This is a genomic window from Polaribacter sp. HA6-7 (assembly GCF_055693625.1).
Genome location: NZ_CM146338.1, coordinates 304,600 through 318,433 on the forward strand (window position 1 = coordinate 304,600; position 13,834 = coordinate 318,433).

12 protein-coding genes, 3 tRNA genes and 4 pseudogenes are annotated in these 13,834 nt (G+C 30.9%); 11 read left to right on the forward strand and 8 right to left on the reverse strand.

Annotated features, from left to right (window positions below; translation table 11 throughout):
• The first annotated feature begins 43 nt into the window (after window positions 1-43).
• The 8 genes and pseudogenes from ACZ1HD_RS01750 to ACZ1HD_RS01785 all read left to right on the forward strand — a co-directional run bounded on the left by ACZ1HD_RS01750 (window position 44) and on the right by ACZ1HD_RS01785 (window position 4,125).
• On the forward strand, window positions 44-340 hold the full coding sequence (locus tag ACZ1HD_RS01750) for a T9SS type A sorting domain-containing protein (RefSeq protein ID WP_472688477.1): 297 nt from the start codon (window positions 44-46) through the stop codon (window positions 338-340).
• 353 nt (window positions 341-693) lie between these two features.
• Window positions 694-1,112, forward strand: a pseudogene (locus ACZ1HD_RS01755) (sugar-binding domain-containing protein); the annotation flags it as partial.
• A 108-nt stretch (window positions 1,113-1,220) separates the two neighbouring features.
• Entirely contained in the window at window positions 1,221-1,868 is a 648-nt protein-coding gene (locus ACZ1HD_RS01760) for a glycoside hydrolase family 2 protein (protein WP_472689433.1), read from the forward strand.
• Window positions 1,869-1,882: 14 nt separating this feature from the next.
• Window positions 1,883-2,637 (forward strand): annotated as a pseudogene (locus ACZ1HD_RS01765) (glycoside hydrolase family 2 TIM barrel-domain containing protein); the annotation flags it as partial.
• Window positions 2,638-2,745: 108 nt separating this feature from the next.
• Window positions 2,746-2,970 carry a beta-galactosidase small subunit-related protein gene (locus ACZ1HD_RS01770; RefSeq protein WP_472689434.1) on the forward strand — a complete coding sequence of 75 codons (225 nt, stop codon included), beginning with the start codon at window positions 2,746-2,748 and terminating at the stop codon, window positions 2,968-2,970.
• Window positions 2,940-3,653, forward strand: a complete 714-nt coding sequence (locus tag ACZ1HD_RS01775; RefSeq protein WP_472688478.1) for a beta-galactosidase small subunit — start codon at window positions 2,940-2,942, stop codon at window positions 3,651-3,653. Before ACZ1HD_RS01770 ends, ACZ1HD_RS01775 begins: the two co-directional genes overlap by 31 nt.
• A gap of 172 nt (window positions 3,654-3,825) precedes the next feature.
• Complete coding sequence (locus ACZ1HD_RS01780) at window positions 3,826-3,987, forward strand: hypothetical protein (RefSeq protein ID WP_472688479.1); 162 nt, start codon at window positions 3,826-3,828, stop codon at window positions 3,985-3,987.
• Window positions 3,988-3,996: 9 nt separating this feature from the next.
• Entirely contained in the window at window positions 3,997-4,125 is a 129-nt protein-coding gene (locus ACZ1HD_RS01785; RefSeq protein ID WP_472688480.1) for a hypothetical protein, read from the forward strand.
• Window positions 4,126-4,166: 41 nt separating this feature from the next.
• Here the strand turns inward: ACZ1HD_RS01785 and ACZ1HD_RS01790 are convergent, their stop codons facing one another.
• Entirely contained in the window at window positions 4,167-4,871 is a 705-nt protein-coding gene (locus ACZ1HD_RS01790; protein ID WP_472688481.1) for a hypothetical protein, read from the reverse strand.
• A 71-nt stretch (window positions 4,872-4,942) separates the two neighbouring features.
• Here ACZ1HD_RS01790 and ACZ1HD_RS01795 point away from each other — a divergent pair, with 71 nt between their 5' ends.
• Window positions 4,943-5,167, forward strand: coding sequence for a hypothetical protein (locus ACZ1HD_RS01795; RefSeq protein WP_472688482.1), 225 nt, complete (start codon window positions 4,943-4,945; stop codon window positions 5,165-5,167).
• 57 nt (window positions 5,168-5,224) lie between these two features.
• Here the strand turns inward: ACZ1HD_RS01795 and ACZ1HD_RS01800 are convergent, their stop codons facing one another.
• The 7 genes from ACZ1HD_RS01800 to ACZ1HD_RS01830 all read right to left on the reverse strand — a co-directional run bounded on the left by ACZ1HD_RS01800 (window position 5,225) and on the right by ACZ1HD_RS01830 (window position 9,264).
• Window positions 5,225-6,040, reverse strand: a complete 816-nt coding sequence (locus ACZ1HD_RS01800; protein WP_472688483.1) for a WD40/YVTN/BNR-like repeat-containing protein — start codon at window positions 6,038-6,040, stop codon at window positions 5,225-5,227.
• Window positions 6,041-6,042: 2 nt separating this feature from the next.
• Window positions 6,043-6,507, reverse strand: coding sequence for a hypothetical protein (locus ACZ1HD_RS01805; RefSeq protein ID WP_472688484.1), 465 nt, complete (start codon window positions 6,505-6,507; stop codon window positions 6,043-6,045).
• Window positions 6,508-6,702: 195 nt separating this feature from the next.
• Window positions 6,703-7,611: a beta propeller repeat protein gene (locus tag ACZ1HD_RS01810; RefSeq protein WP_472688485.1), complete on the reverse strand. Its 909-nt coding sequence runs from the start codon at window positions 7,609-7,611 to the stop codon at window positions 6,703-6,705.
• Window positions 7,593-7,775, reverse strand: coding sequence for a hypothetical protein (locus ACZ1HD_RS01815; protein WP_472688486.1), 183 nt, complete (start codon window positions 7,773-7,775; stop codon window positions 7,593-7,595). The genes ACZ1HD_RS01810 and ACZ1HD_RS01815 overlap by 19 nt, the downstream gene beginning before the upstream one ends.
• Before the next feature lie 1,213 nt (window positions 7,776-8,988).
• Window positions 8,989-9,074: transfer RNA gene (locus ACZ1HD_RS01820), tRNA-Leu, on the reverse strand.
• Between the two features lie 23 nt (window positions 9,075-9,097).
• Window positions 9,098-9,169, reverse strand: a tRNA-Gly gene (locus tag ACZ1HD_RS01825).
• A 21-nt stretch (window positions 9,170-9,190) separates the two neighbouring features.
• Window positions 9,191-9,264: transfer RNA gene (locus ACZ1HD_RS01830), tRNA-Asn, on the reverse strand.
• 185 nt (window positions 9,265-9,449) lie between these two features.
• Here ACZ1HD_RS01830 and ACZ1HD_RS01835 point away from each other — a divergent pair.
• Window positions 9,450-12,187, forward strand: a pseudogene (locus ACZ1HD_RS01835) (2-oxoglutarate dehydrogenase E1 component).
• 188 nt (window positions 12,188-12,375) lie between these two features.
• Window positions 12,376-13,597 (forward strand): annotated as a pseudogene (odhB, locus tag ACZ1HD_RS01840) (2-oxoglutarate dehydrogenase complex dihydrolipoyllysine-residue succinyltransferase).
• Window positions 13,598-13,834: the final 237 nt, after the last annotated feature.

Below are 13,834 nucleotides of genomic sequence, written 5' to 3' on the forward strand. Positions count from 1 at the left end.
TATCGTTGAAGGAGGTCAGATACTAAATGATTCAGACTCTTTTTTGTATATAGATCAAATACAAATTTTAGATAGTAATCCATTAAGTATATCAAACTTTGAGTTGAATAATAATATCTCTTTATCTCCTAATCCTGCAAGCAACATTTTTAAAGTAAATACTTTTAACAATACTATTACAAAAGAGATTTCTATTTATAATATTTTAGGTAAAAAAATAAATGCTCTTAACATTGGTGTAAATCAGTTTGATATTTCTTCTTTATCTAGAGGAATGTATATTGTAAAAATTAAAGATAGCAAAGGGAGTATAGCTTCTAAAAAACTATTTGTAAAATAAATATTGTTTACTAACTAACTGTCTATTTCATTAGCTAAAGTTTAACTAGAAAAACAGACGTATTTATATGTCTGTTTTTTTATTTTTTAATTCACGATTATAATGTTCATGTCATGAAGTTTTTCTTAACAATATTCTTGTTTGCCTTTTTAATGATCTCTTGTAAACAACAAATAAAATTAAAGCCTAAATATACTGCGAAAGTATGGGAGAATCCGTAATGGGAAAATCCGTAAATATTCCAAATAAATAGAGAATCTCCAAAAGCTACTTTTTATAATTACGACAATTTAGATAATGCAATTCTTGGTAAAGACTGGAAATCATCTTCAAATTATAAACTCTTAAACGGAATTTGGAACTTTTATTACTCAGATAGCGTTCAAGGAAGACCGGAGAATTTTTACAAAGAAGACTTCAATTTAGATGATTGGGATACCATTTCAGTACCTTCTAACTGGGAGATGAAAAGGTTTGGGTTGCCTATTTATACAAATGTTATTTATGTTTTTCCTAAAAACCCACCATTTATTCCTCATAATATAAATAATGTAGGAAGTTATAAACGTGATTTTGAAATCCCTACGAATTGGAAAAATAAAGACATTTATTTGCATTTTGCTGGTGTAAGTGGAGCTATGTACGTATATATAAATGGAAAAAAGTAGGTTACTCAGAAGGCAGTAAAACACCAGCTGAGTTTAATATTACAGAATATATTAAGTCAGGAAAAAATCAGATTGCAGTACAGGTTTTACGTTGGTCTGATGCGAGTTATATAGAAGATCAAGATTTTTGGAGATTAAGTGGTATAGAAAGAGATGTATATTTAAGAGCAGACAACCCAATTGCAATTAATGATTTTAGGGTAGGTAGTGATTTGGTAAATAATTATAAAGATGGTGTATTTAGTATAGATATAGAACTTAAAAACACAAAACAATCTGTTGAAAAAAGAAAACTAGAAGTTATACTTTTAGACGATGATAAAAAACAAATTTTTTCTACAACTAAAATAGTTGATATTTCAGAAGCCAAATCAAACATAACCTTTAAAGAAAATATTAAAAATGTAAAACCTTGGACAGCAGAGACTCCCAACTTATATACAGCAGTTTTATCATTAAGTAATCTTGATGGGGAGCTTTTACAAACTACTTCAGTAAAAGTAGGTTTTAGAAATATAAAAATTAAGAATAGCCAATTTTTAGTAAACGGAAAACCTATTTTAATTAAGGGAGTTAATCTTCACGATCATGATGAAACTACAGGTCATGTGGTTGATGAAGCATTAACTATTAAAGACCTTAGGCTAATGAAACAGAATAATGTAAATGCCATTCGCTGTAGCCATTATCCTAAAAATGCATTTTTTTATGATTTATGTGATACATATGGATTTTATGTAATTGATGAAGCCAATATAGAAACCCATGGAATGGGCACAACAAACCAAGGTTTAGACAAAAAACCTGAGATAAAAAAATACACCCAGCTTATAGAAAAGATTGGAAAGCCGCTCATTTAGATAGAACAATTCGTATGTTTGAGCGTGATAAAAATCATTCTTCAATTGTTACTTGGTCTTTAGGTAATGAGGCAGGAAATGGAGATAACTTTTTTGCAACTTATCGTTGGTTAAAAGAAAATGATGCAACACGTCCTACTCAATACGAAGGCGCAACCAAATACGAGAATACAGAGATTCAAGCACCAATGTACGATCGTATTCCTCAATTGATCAAATACGCAGAAAACAATCCAAAACGACCTCTAATTTTATGTGAATATTCTCATGCTATGGGAAATAGTTTAGGGAATTTTAAAGATTATTGGGACGTTATTCGAAAATACGATGTGTTACAAGGAGGTTTTATTTGGGATTGGGTAGACCAAGGTCTTTTAACTGAAACAGAAGACGGACAAAAATATTGGGGTTATGGAGGTGATTTTAAAGCTGCTCATTTGCAACATGATGCTAATTTTTGTTTAAACGGAATTGTAAATCCGGACAGAACAGCACACCCTGGATTAGAAGAATTGAAAAAAGTATATCAAAACATTCAATTTTCAGAGGCTAACTTAAAGACGGGTCAGGTAAAAATTTTTAATGAATATTTCTTTACCAATTTAAATAATTTTAAAATAGACTGGGAGCTTTTTAAAGAAGGTGAAAAAGTAACTTCGGGAGACTAGGAGTTTTAGATGTCGCTCCTCAAAAATCAAAAATAGTACAATTAAATTTACCTGAATTAGAAGATAAAAAGCATGAATATCAACTTAATTTTTTAGCAACTACCCATAAAGATTTACCATTACTTTCAAAAGGGTTTCCTCTAGCAAAAGCGCAATTTGTAACAGGTACTTTTATACCTAATTTCAAAGAAAAATCTACAGAGCATTTAATGCTTTCTTCCTTAGAAAACGAAGTTGTTTTAAAAGCAGAAAATTTCACGGCTAGTTTTAATAAAAAAACAGGAGCACTATCAAAGTTAGATTACGGAAACGGAAATATTATCCAAAAAGGAATATCTGCCAATTTTTGGAGAGCGACCACAGATAACGATTACGGATTTAACATGCCTAAGCATTTTGGTGTTTGGAAAAAGCAACTGAAAATCAAGAGTTAACCTCTATGCTTTTAAAAGATGAAAAATCGACACTTGATTTATTATCCGCAGATAAAATTAGTTTTAATGGAAATACTGTACATCTAAAAATGACTTATAAACTGCCTGAAGACATTGCAGCAATAAAGATGGAGTATGTAATTGATGCATTTGGGCAAATAACAATTAAAAGCGCTATACAAAACCTAAAAAAAGCGTTGCCTAATTTACCTCGTTTTGGAACTAATTTTATTGTAAATAAAGACTTAAATCAAGTAAATTGGTATGGTAGAGGGCCTTTAGAAAATTATCAAGATAGAAAAACATCGCAATTTGTTGGTAATTATAAATCTTCTGTTTCAGAATTGTATTTTCCATATATCAGGCCTCAAGAAAATGGCTATAGAACTGATGTGCGTTGGGTAACATTTACAAATAATTTAGGACAAGGTATTAAAGTGTTAGGTCCAGAAAATATTGGTTTTAGTGCGCATCATCAATACAATTCAGATTTTGATGCTGGCGAAACCAAACAACAACGCCATACTATAGATATTAAAAAAAGAGACTTTGTAAATATTAATATAGATAATGATCAAATGGGTGTTGGAGGAGACACAAGTTGGTGGACAAGGCCTTTGGAGCAATACCAAATTAAAGCAAAAAATCAATCTTTTTCTTACATTATCATTCCCATTCAATAGTTATGGCTAATTATTTTTATAAATGAATCGTTTTTTCTAACTATCTCTTTTTTCACTCTTTGTTAGTTTTGTATGTAAGTCAAAAACATTACAATTAGATGGTAAAAACTTGTTGTCATGTGTAAAAGGCGAAAAAAAAGGCGATCCGCATGAAACATTGTTTTGAAGGGGATTGGAAGAATCTGCAGTTAGAAAGGGTAATTTTAAAATGATTAATTTACAGAATTATGAGGTTGTAATGTATGATTTGAATAAAGACTTGGGAGAAATTTACGATATTTCTGAACAAAATAAATCTCAGTTAGATAGTATGTTTTTTTCTTATCATATTTAGCAACAAGAAATGAAAACTCCACTTTGGGTAGAAGGAAAAGATTGGATGAATGTTACGTATCATATTTATCAAAGGCTAATGAGAAATAAGGATCCGGCGTATAAAGATATTCGGAGTTCTGCTTTTAAGGAGAAATAATAGAATAGGTGTTTAATAAACAAAAAATCCAAATAATAAATTTAAAAATTATTTACTTTAAAATTCCATATTGGGCTATTCGTCTCTCCACCTTTATCATCTTTAACAGTTATTTGCCAGTAATAAGTGGTTTCAGGAGAATCAGCAGTTACTTGTAACGTTGTTTGTTCTGTGTCTTCTACCATTAGGGTAAGCGCATCTTTGTCTTTTCCAAAATAGACATCATACTTTAAAGGATCTTTATCTACATCAGAGGCGGCTGTCCATTGCAGATCTATAGTATTTACTCCGTCAAAATTTTGTCCAACAAAAGGAGTAACATTATCAGGAGAAAAAGGTAAGTTGTTACTGTTGGGGATTTCTTCTGTGTAGAATTGAGAAGTTGGAGAATAATCACTTTCTATACCTTTACTACTTTTTGCTTTTACTCTCCAGTAATAAGCAACTCCTTTATCGAGTGTTACAATTTTTGACAAAGAAGTTTGTATTTCAGATGTAATTATAGTAGAGAATTGATTGTCTGTTGCGATTTCAAAGATATATACTACAGAACTTCCATCATCATTTGTTGATGTATTCCATTTAAACTCAAGTGTATTGTCTATGCATAGTTGATTTTGAGTAGGATATACTAAAGAAGGAGCAGAAGGAGTACTATCTGTAATTTGTCCTAAAGCACCATCGTCACTTTTAGAACATGATGAATATATAATGCTACAAATAAAAATATATAATAGTTTTCTCATATTTATTTTTTTATGATTTTAATTGTTTTCGGCTTCTCTAAATTTAATCTTGCAAAATAAACTCCGAAGCTATGTTTTTAACGTCAACCTTTACTTTATTGTTAATTACTGGATATTGTTTTTTGGATATTAGACCAGATTCTAGAGAATATAACTCTATAGTTATTTGTTTATCAATTACAGGAATTGGAATTTCAAAAAAGTTATCTGTAGGGTTTGGAAATGCCTTTAGCTTAATTGTGGTGCCTATTGTTTTTGTGATGTTTCCTTCGCAAGATGCTTTTGATGCTACTTGAACAAAATCTCCTTCTTTTACAGGTAAACTAAAAGATTTACTATAAGTTTCTAATACTTTAATAGTGTTTATGTAAACAGTATATGGAGCAGTTCCAGCATTTTAGATCTATATTAATTTTATTAGATTTTAAAGAGGTTTTACCCGATAAGAGTTGAGATTCTTTAATTTGTAAAGTAGCACAATAATTATATGTTGTATTGTCTATACCAATGCAAATATTGTAAGATCCAGGTTCTAAGTTTGGTACATTTAAAGTGTTGTCAAAATTATATTTTACACTGTAAATGGTTACATTGTAATTATGTTTAAATTTTGTTTCAATTTTTAATTTTCCGTTTTTTCCTACACAGGTTTCATCTACCACTTCAATTTTAAAATTATCTGGAGCTAAGTAAATAGTAGAAAAATCTTCATTAATTCTAAAGTCTAAAATACCACTTCCATAGGTTCCATATCTTACTAAGTTTTCACTTTCTATAAACTGAACAGCAGAGTATCTAATTTCTTTTGGGAGTTTGTTGCTTTCCATTTTAAACCATTTGTCTTGTTGTACAGAAAAAACCCAAGGACCATCAAAAACACAGGCAGCAAAAATAAATTGTCCATTTGGTGAGGCAGCTAAACCTACTATTCTGTCTACATCTAATCCATCATTATGATTCGTGAATGTTTTTCCGCCATCTGTAGAAATTAAAAAACTATTACCTGCACCTGCATAATACACTGTTGCTTCATCTATAGGGCTTGTTGCTATTGCAGGAGATCTTTTTCTAGAGCTACTAACGCTACCTTTTGGCCAAGTACTAGAGTAATTGGATTGTGAAAAGTTATTACCTCCATCTTCAGAATACATGACTTTACCTGATGCCAACGTTACATACCATCTGTTCGTGTTTTTTGTTGAATAGCCAAAACTAAGTGTAGATTCCGAAAAACAAAAGGGTGTAATGTTCTATTTATTTCGCTTCCATCATATGAGATTTTTTGTAAATGATTACCCCAAGGAATGTATACAGCATCTTCAGTACTATTAGGAGAAGCAACCATCATTGTAGCTGTCCAGTTATCGTAAAAATCTTTTTTAGAAACTGCTCTAATATCTCCACCACCAACTACAGGACTTCTACCAATTGAACCGTAATAATACCAATACCATGCAGATTCTCCACCCTTGGCTGTAGCTACTCTTAAAACATCAGTATTTGCTTCTCTTAATGCAGATGAAACAAAACCATCTTCTCCTTTGTCATCACCTAATATACTTTGAGAGCCTCTATCTTGATTTCCACTATATATTCTATTGTGTTTTTCACTAGTTGCTGAATCATAACTCATCATTGCAGGTGTACCCTTGTTAATTGGAATCCATGAATCCCATTGTTCTGAGTCGAAGAGTAAAAAGAACCAAAATCAAATCCACCAAATGTAAAGAAAGTTCCATCTTCTTTTTCGTAAGACCTCATGTGTTGTAGATCCCAAACATGGTCTATTGGCGGTAGTTTATTGCCGTTATTAACCCAAGTATTACCATAGTCAAATGAAATATTTAATCTTGTAAAGCCGTGAAAAACAAATGTTTGGCTTTGTAGGGTGTATATCTATAATATCTCTATCTTGAGGAGTGCTTCCTGTTTTTGTCCAAGAACCACCCTCATTGGTAGAGTAATAAATTGTGTTATTGGTATAACTAACATAAATAGTAGTGGTACCATTAACAGTTGCGCCTTTTAAAGAGGTTACAGCGTCTATACCAGGATAAGTTTCGCTTAATAAAGTAAAATCTGAGTCGTTTTCCTCCATTTTATATATTGATAATCTTTTATCGCTAGTTCTTAGTGCAAAATAATATATGGTGTTACTACCATAGGGTTTAAGTATGTTAGTGTCATAAGCAGGAGAGTAAACAACAACATTAGATTCACGATAATTTAACCCATAATCATCAGAAATATATACTACATCTTTCCAACCTGTTGTGTTTTTTTGATTACCAAAAGCAACAATTTTTTTGCCAGTTGCTGTTTCTGTTACTAGAGTTTTGTAGTTATTTCCGTTTGTAAAAAATGCACCATTTGCAGTTATCCATGTTCTTCCTTCATCATCAGAAAACTCCATACCTCCGTTTTTTTGTTGATGTAATAATCTAAACGAACCATCCGGTAAGTTAACACCGTTAAAATGCAAACCTGCAAGTCTAAAATTATTATTTGAAAAACTTTTTTGATCATTTCTTAAAAGCCACTGATTTTCGGCGTCTTCATCTATTTTATAGAGATGACCAGCAAAAGAAACAATATAAAAGTCTTTATTTACGGGGTCATAAACAGAACCATCTGCTCTAAATCCACTTTTATCAAATAAGGTGAATTCTTTTTGATCCCAAAAACCAGATAAGGTATTGTTTGCATAAGAATCTTCTAAAGCTAAAGAAGATGATTGCATATTTTTTTAGCCTTTTTTCTATAATCGGCAAAATCTTGTTCACTATTAAATTTAAAACCTGAAGCATTCAGTTTCGTAAAACGTTTATTATAGTCTTCTAATTCTTTACCTTGAAGTTTAGAAGGGTCAAAAACTGCTGGATGACCATCCTTTTCCATTGCCATTTCAAAAGCAATTTCTTCCTCGGTTTCTTCATAGTCTTCGCCATATTCTTCATAATATTCCTCAACTTTATGGGGTTTATTTAAACCTAATATGTTCTTATTTATAAGAATTAGTATTAAGAAAGTTGAAATAGAAATAAAGCTTAGAATCTTATAAGTATTTTTTTCATAAGTAATGATCTGTTTAGAAAAGTAAACTTATTCTAAACTAGAATCATTTACATTAATTAAATTATTGATTATATGGATATTAATGCTTAATTATAATTAAGAAACATTTTAAGTCCATAAAACATCACGAGTAAATATCAAAAGTTTAGCTTAAACTAAAAAAAGAGGATACAAATGATTTAAATATAATTATCGTTAAGAGTTGTTAGAATTTAATTATCCTGTAGATTAAGATTTAGAAAAAAAGAAAAAGCAAATCTGTATAGTGTTAGTTTTTTTTCAAGTTAAAGGGATTCATTATATTTTTTGAAGTCAAACACATCAATGTTATATTCAATAATATTATAATTATGAATTGCTTTTCACCTTACTTTCTAGAACAGTAACCTTTTATAAATTATTTAGTTTTACTTTTAGAGGTAATTTATTATTGGCTAGTAAGTAAACTGGGAATCAAAAAAGAAGTGTTTCCTATATATGTATCTTGTGCAAATCTTGAAATAGATTTAATAGAGATTTGGGTTTTAAAGCTCAAGGTAAAGACTAGATGGTTCGAATAATTTATAAAAAAAGATATTAAAGAACATACCAAAAATGATATGCTGATAAAATTATTGGTTTTAGTTTATCGTAGTGCTCCTTTTATTATAGTCTTTACAAGAAAGATAATCAAGGGGGTAGGATTAAAAAATATCTTATCTTATTTTTCTTCAAAACAACAACTACGAATTCAACCAATATTTCTTCAAGGGTTTTTAATTTGATATCAATATTGAAATATCTCTTTTGCGTTAATGGTAACTTCAGTCTTATTGTTTAACTTTTTCTTTTTATCTAAGAATTCAATTACTTTAACATTAAAAAAGATTGTTGACTAAATAGGGGTGAAAGTTCAAGTTTATTTATTTTTAAACTTATTTATCTATATTTAGATTCTAACAGATAAACTTCTTTTGATGAATTATTTGTTCTGATGTTAGTGAGAACATTAGTTTGTTGTATTAAACAAAAAAACCGTAACAAATAAATGTTACGGTTTTAGTACTGAAGATGGGACTTGAACCCATACGGCCATTACTGACCACTGGATTTTAAGTCCAGCGTGTCTACCAATTCCACCACTTCAGCATTGGTATGCTTGTCATAATTAGAGCGAAAGACGGGATTTGAACCCGCGACCCTCACCTTGGCAAGGTGATGCTCTACCCCTGAGCTACTTTCGCAGTCAATGTTTATGAACTTTGCTCCTCTTCAAGGACTCGAACCTTGGACCCTCTGATTAACAGTCAGATGCTCTAACCAACTGAGCTAAAGAGGAGTTTGCGACACTATTTGTGTTTTGCGAGTGCAAATATACACCTTTTTTATACTTCACCAAATAAATTTCAAAAAAAAATGATTTTTTTTTCATTTTAATATATTTGGAATAAATTCTTCTTTAATTTCAAAATATTGTATTTTTGCTATAATAATATGCTTAAAACATAAAGCACAAACTATTATATGGACAAATTTTCGTTCTTAAACGCAGCACATACGGGCTTTATAGCCGATTTATACGATCAATATTTAATTAATCCTGATTCTGTAGAACCAAGTTGGAGAAGCTTTTTTCAGGGATATGATTTAGCAAATGAAAATTATTCTTTTTCTGATGAAGAAACTTCGATAGAGATTCCTCAAGATGTAAAAAAAGAATTTTTAGTAGTAGATTTAATAAATGGATACAGAACAAGAGGACATTTATTTACTAAAACAAATCCTGTTAGAGATAGAAGGCAATACCAACCAACATTAGAATTATCTAACTTTGGTTTAACCGAAAACGATTTAGATAAAGAGTTTTCTGCAGGAGATGTATTAGGTTTAGGTAGAGTAAAACTATCTGTAATTATAAATCACTTAAAAAGCATTTACTGCGATTCTATTGGTGTAGAGTACATGTATATGCGAAATCCGAGAAAAATTAAAGTGGTGGCAAAATCGTTTGAATGAAAACGATAATCATCCTAAATATTCTGTAGATGCAAAAAAATATATTTTATCCAAATTAAACCAAGCCGTTTCTTTCGAAAGTTTTTTACAAACTAAATATGTTGGTCAAAAACGTTTTTCTTTAGAAGGTGGTGAAGCTTTAATACCAGGTATTAGTGTTGCATTAAGAGAAGCAGCAGAAACATTTGGTGTTAAAGAATGTGTTTTAGGTATGGCTCATAGAGGTCGTTTAAATACATTGGTTAATATCTTTAAAAAACCAGTTAGAGATTTATTTAGCGAGTTTGAAGGTAAAGATTTTGAAGATGATGACATTGATGGAGATGTAAAATACCATTTAGGTTTAACTTTAAGTAAAACTTATAGAGATGGTAATGAAATAAAAATGAATTTAGTTCCTAATCCTTCTCACTTAGAAACTGTTGCAGCAGTAGCAGAAGGTATTACAAGAGCTAAAATTGATAGAAAATATAACGGAGATTCTAGTAAGATTTTACCAATAGTTATTCATGGTGATGCAGCAATTGCTGGTCAAGGTATTGCTTATGAAATTGTTCAAATGGCAAAGCTAAATGGATATAAAACAGGTGGTACAATTCATATTGTTGTAAACAACCAAGTTGGTTTTACTACAAATTATTTAGATGCACGTTCTAGTACATACTGTACAGATGTTGGTAAAGTTACATTATCACCAGTTTTACATGTAAATGCAGATGATACAGAAGCAGTTTGTCATGCAATGCAAATGGCTTTAGAGTTTAGAATGAAGTTTAAGACAGATATTTTTATTGACCTGTTAGGTTATAGAAAATATGGGCATAATGAAGGTGATGAACCTCGTTTTACACAACCAAAACTTTATAAAGCAATATCTAAACATAAAAATGTTAAAGATATTTATGCTGATAAGTTAATTGAAGAAGGTAGCATAGACAAAGGTTATTTAACAGAAATAACTTCTGAGTTTAAAGGAATGCTAGAAAGAGAATTCGATTTATCAAAAGAAGATAAAAATTCTAAGGTAAAAGAATTTATGAAATCTACTTGGGAAGGTTTTGATAGAGAAGATCTAACCACAATGTTAGAACCTGTAGATACAAGTTATAAAGCAGAACAGCTTAAACATATTGCAAAAGTAGTTTCTACGGTACCAGATGGTGTTAAGTTTTTAAGAAAAGCAGAACGTATCTTACAAGGTAGAGCAAAAATGGCTTTTGAAACCAATGAGTTAGATTGGGGAATGGCAGAAAATTTAGCATATGGATCTTTAATGGAAGAAGGTTTTAATGTAAGAATTTCTGGTCAAGATGTAGAAAGAGGAACTTTTTCTCATAGACACGCCATTTTAAGAGATGAAATTACAGAAGAAAGAATTAACCTATTAAACACAAATCCGAGAGAATAAAGGACAGATGTATATTTACAATTCTTTATTGTCTGAATATGGTGTTTTAGGTTTCGATTATGGTTATGCCATGGCAAACCCTAATACACTTACTATTTGGGAGGCTCAGTTTGGAGATTTTTCTAACGGTGCTCAAATAATGTTTGATCAATATATTTCTGCAGCAGAAGATAAGTGGAAGTTACAAAACGGAATTGTTGTTTTATTACCTCACGGATATGAAGGACAAGGATCTGAGCATTCATCTGCAAGAATAGAACGTTATTTACAGTTGTGTGCAGAAGATAACATGACAGTTGCAAATTGTACAACTCCGGCAAATTTTTATCATTTATTGCGTAGACAAATGAAACGTGATTTTAGAAAGCCGTTAATTGTATTTACGCCAAAAAGCTTATTAAGACATCCGAAAGCGATTAACACTATCGAAGAGTTAGCTACAGGAGAATTTCAAGAAGTAATAGATGATACATTAAATCCTAAAAATGTTAAGAAATTAGTATTTTGTATGGGTAAATTCTATTACGACTTATTAGAAGAAAGAGAAAAATTAGGTAGAGAAGATGTTGCTCTTGTTAGAATAGAACAATTATTTCCTTTACATTTAGATAAATTACAAAAAGTAATAGATAGGTATCCAAACGTAGAAAATTATGTTTGGGCGCAAGAGGAGCCAAGAAATATGGGTGCATGGAGCTTTATGTTAGAACGATTTGATTTAGTAAAACTAAATGTTCGTTCTCGTAAATATTATGCAGTACCAGCAGCTGGTTCTAGTACAAGATTTAAAAAACGTCATAAAGCGGTCATTGATAGCGTTTTTAATGATAATGAGTAAGCGCGTTAAGGATTGAAACGGCATCCTTTTAATTTTGTCAGTTCGAGTAAATTTGAGAAGAATGAGCAAATTTGTATCGAGAACAAAAAATTAAAAGATATAGTGTAAAGCCTGTTAAAACGCCCAAAAAGAATAGAAAATAAAGTAATTAAAAAGCTATTTATTTAGCAAAAGTAAAATAAGAAACCATGAGTGTTTTAGAAATGAAAGTTCCTTCTCCAGGAGAATCAATTACAGAAGTAGAAATTGCAACTTGGTTAGTTGAAGATGGAGATTATGTTGAAAAAGATCAACCAATTGCAGAAGTAGATTCAGACAAAGCAACGTTAGAATTGCCTGCAGAAGAAAGTGGAATTATAACTTTAAAGGCAGAAGAAGGTGATGCTGTGGCCGTTGGTGCTGTAGTTTGTTTAATTGATACAAGTGCTGCTAAACCAGAAGGAGATGCCTCTAATGATGATGCAAAACCTACGAAAGAAGCACCTGCACAAACAGAAAAAGTTTCGCCTGCAGTAGAGAAAAAGACACATATGCGTCCGGTGTAGCATCGCCAGCAGCAAAAAAGGTTTTGGCAGAAAAAGGTATTGACGCTAAATCTGTAAACGGAACTGGTAAAGATGGTAGAATTACTAAAGATGATGCAGTTAAAGCTGTACCTTCTATGGGAACTCAGCCAGCGAATGGTTCTAGAAATACAGAGCGTAAAAAAATGTCTATGTTACGTAGAAAAGTAGCAGAGCGTTTAGTTGCAGTAAAAAGTGAAACAGCTATGTTAACTACTTTTAACGAAGTAAACATGCAGCCAATTTTTGATTTACGTAAAGAATACAAAGAAGATTTTAAAGCAAAACACGGTGTTGGTTTAGGTTTTATGTCTTTCTTTACTTTGGCAGTTGTTAGAGCTTTAAAAATGTATCCAGATGTTAATTCTATGATTGATGGAGACTTTCAAATAAAACATGATTTTCAAGATATTTCTATTGCGGTTTCGGGCCTAAAGGTTTAATGGTACCTGTAATTAGAAATGCAGAAAACTTATCTTTTAGAGGTGTAGAAAGTGAAGTTAAACGTTTGGCTTTAAGAGCAAGAGACGGGCAAATTACTGTTGATGAAATGACCGGTGGTACATTTACAATTACAAACGGTGGTGTATTTGGTTCTATGTTATCTACACCAATTATTAACCCTCCACAGAGTGGTATTTTAGGAATGCATAATATCGTAAACAGACCAATGGCTGTTAACGGTGGTGTTATTATACAACCAATTATGTATGTTGCTTTATCTTACGATCATAGAATAATTGATGGTAGAGAGTCTGTAGGTTTCTTAGTTGCAGTTAAAGAAGCATTAGAAAATCCTGTAGAATTGTTAATGGACAACAATCCTAAGAAAGCATTAGAAATGTAAAATAGTATTTTACTTTATTGATATTAAAAAATCCCAAGCTATTAAGTTTGGGATTTTTTTGAAGTTCTTCCTAATAACATCTTTAGTTTGGCATTCATCAAATTAGCAATAATTCATTAAAAAACACGTACTTTGTTAAGTAGATAATAAAATTATAATGATGCATAAAATATTAAAATTATCGATAGCGACTTTATTAACAATATTGGTATTACTTAGTTGCACTACTGATAAAAA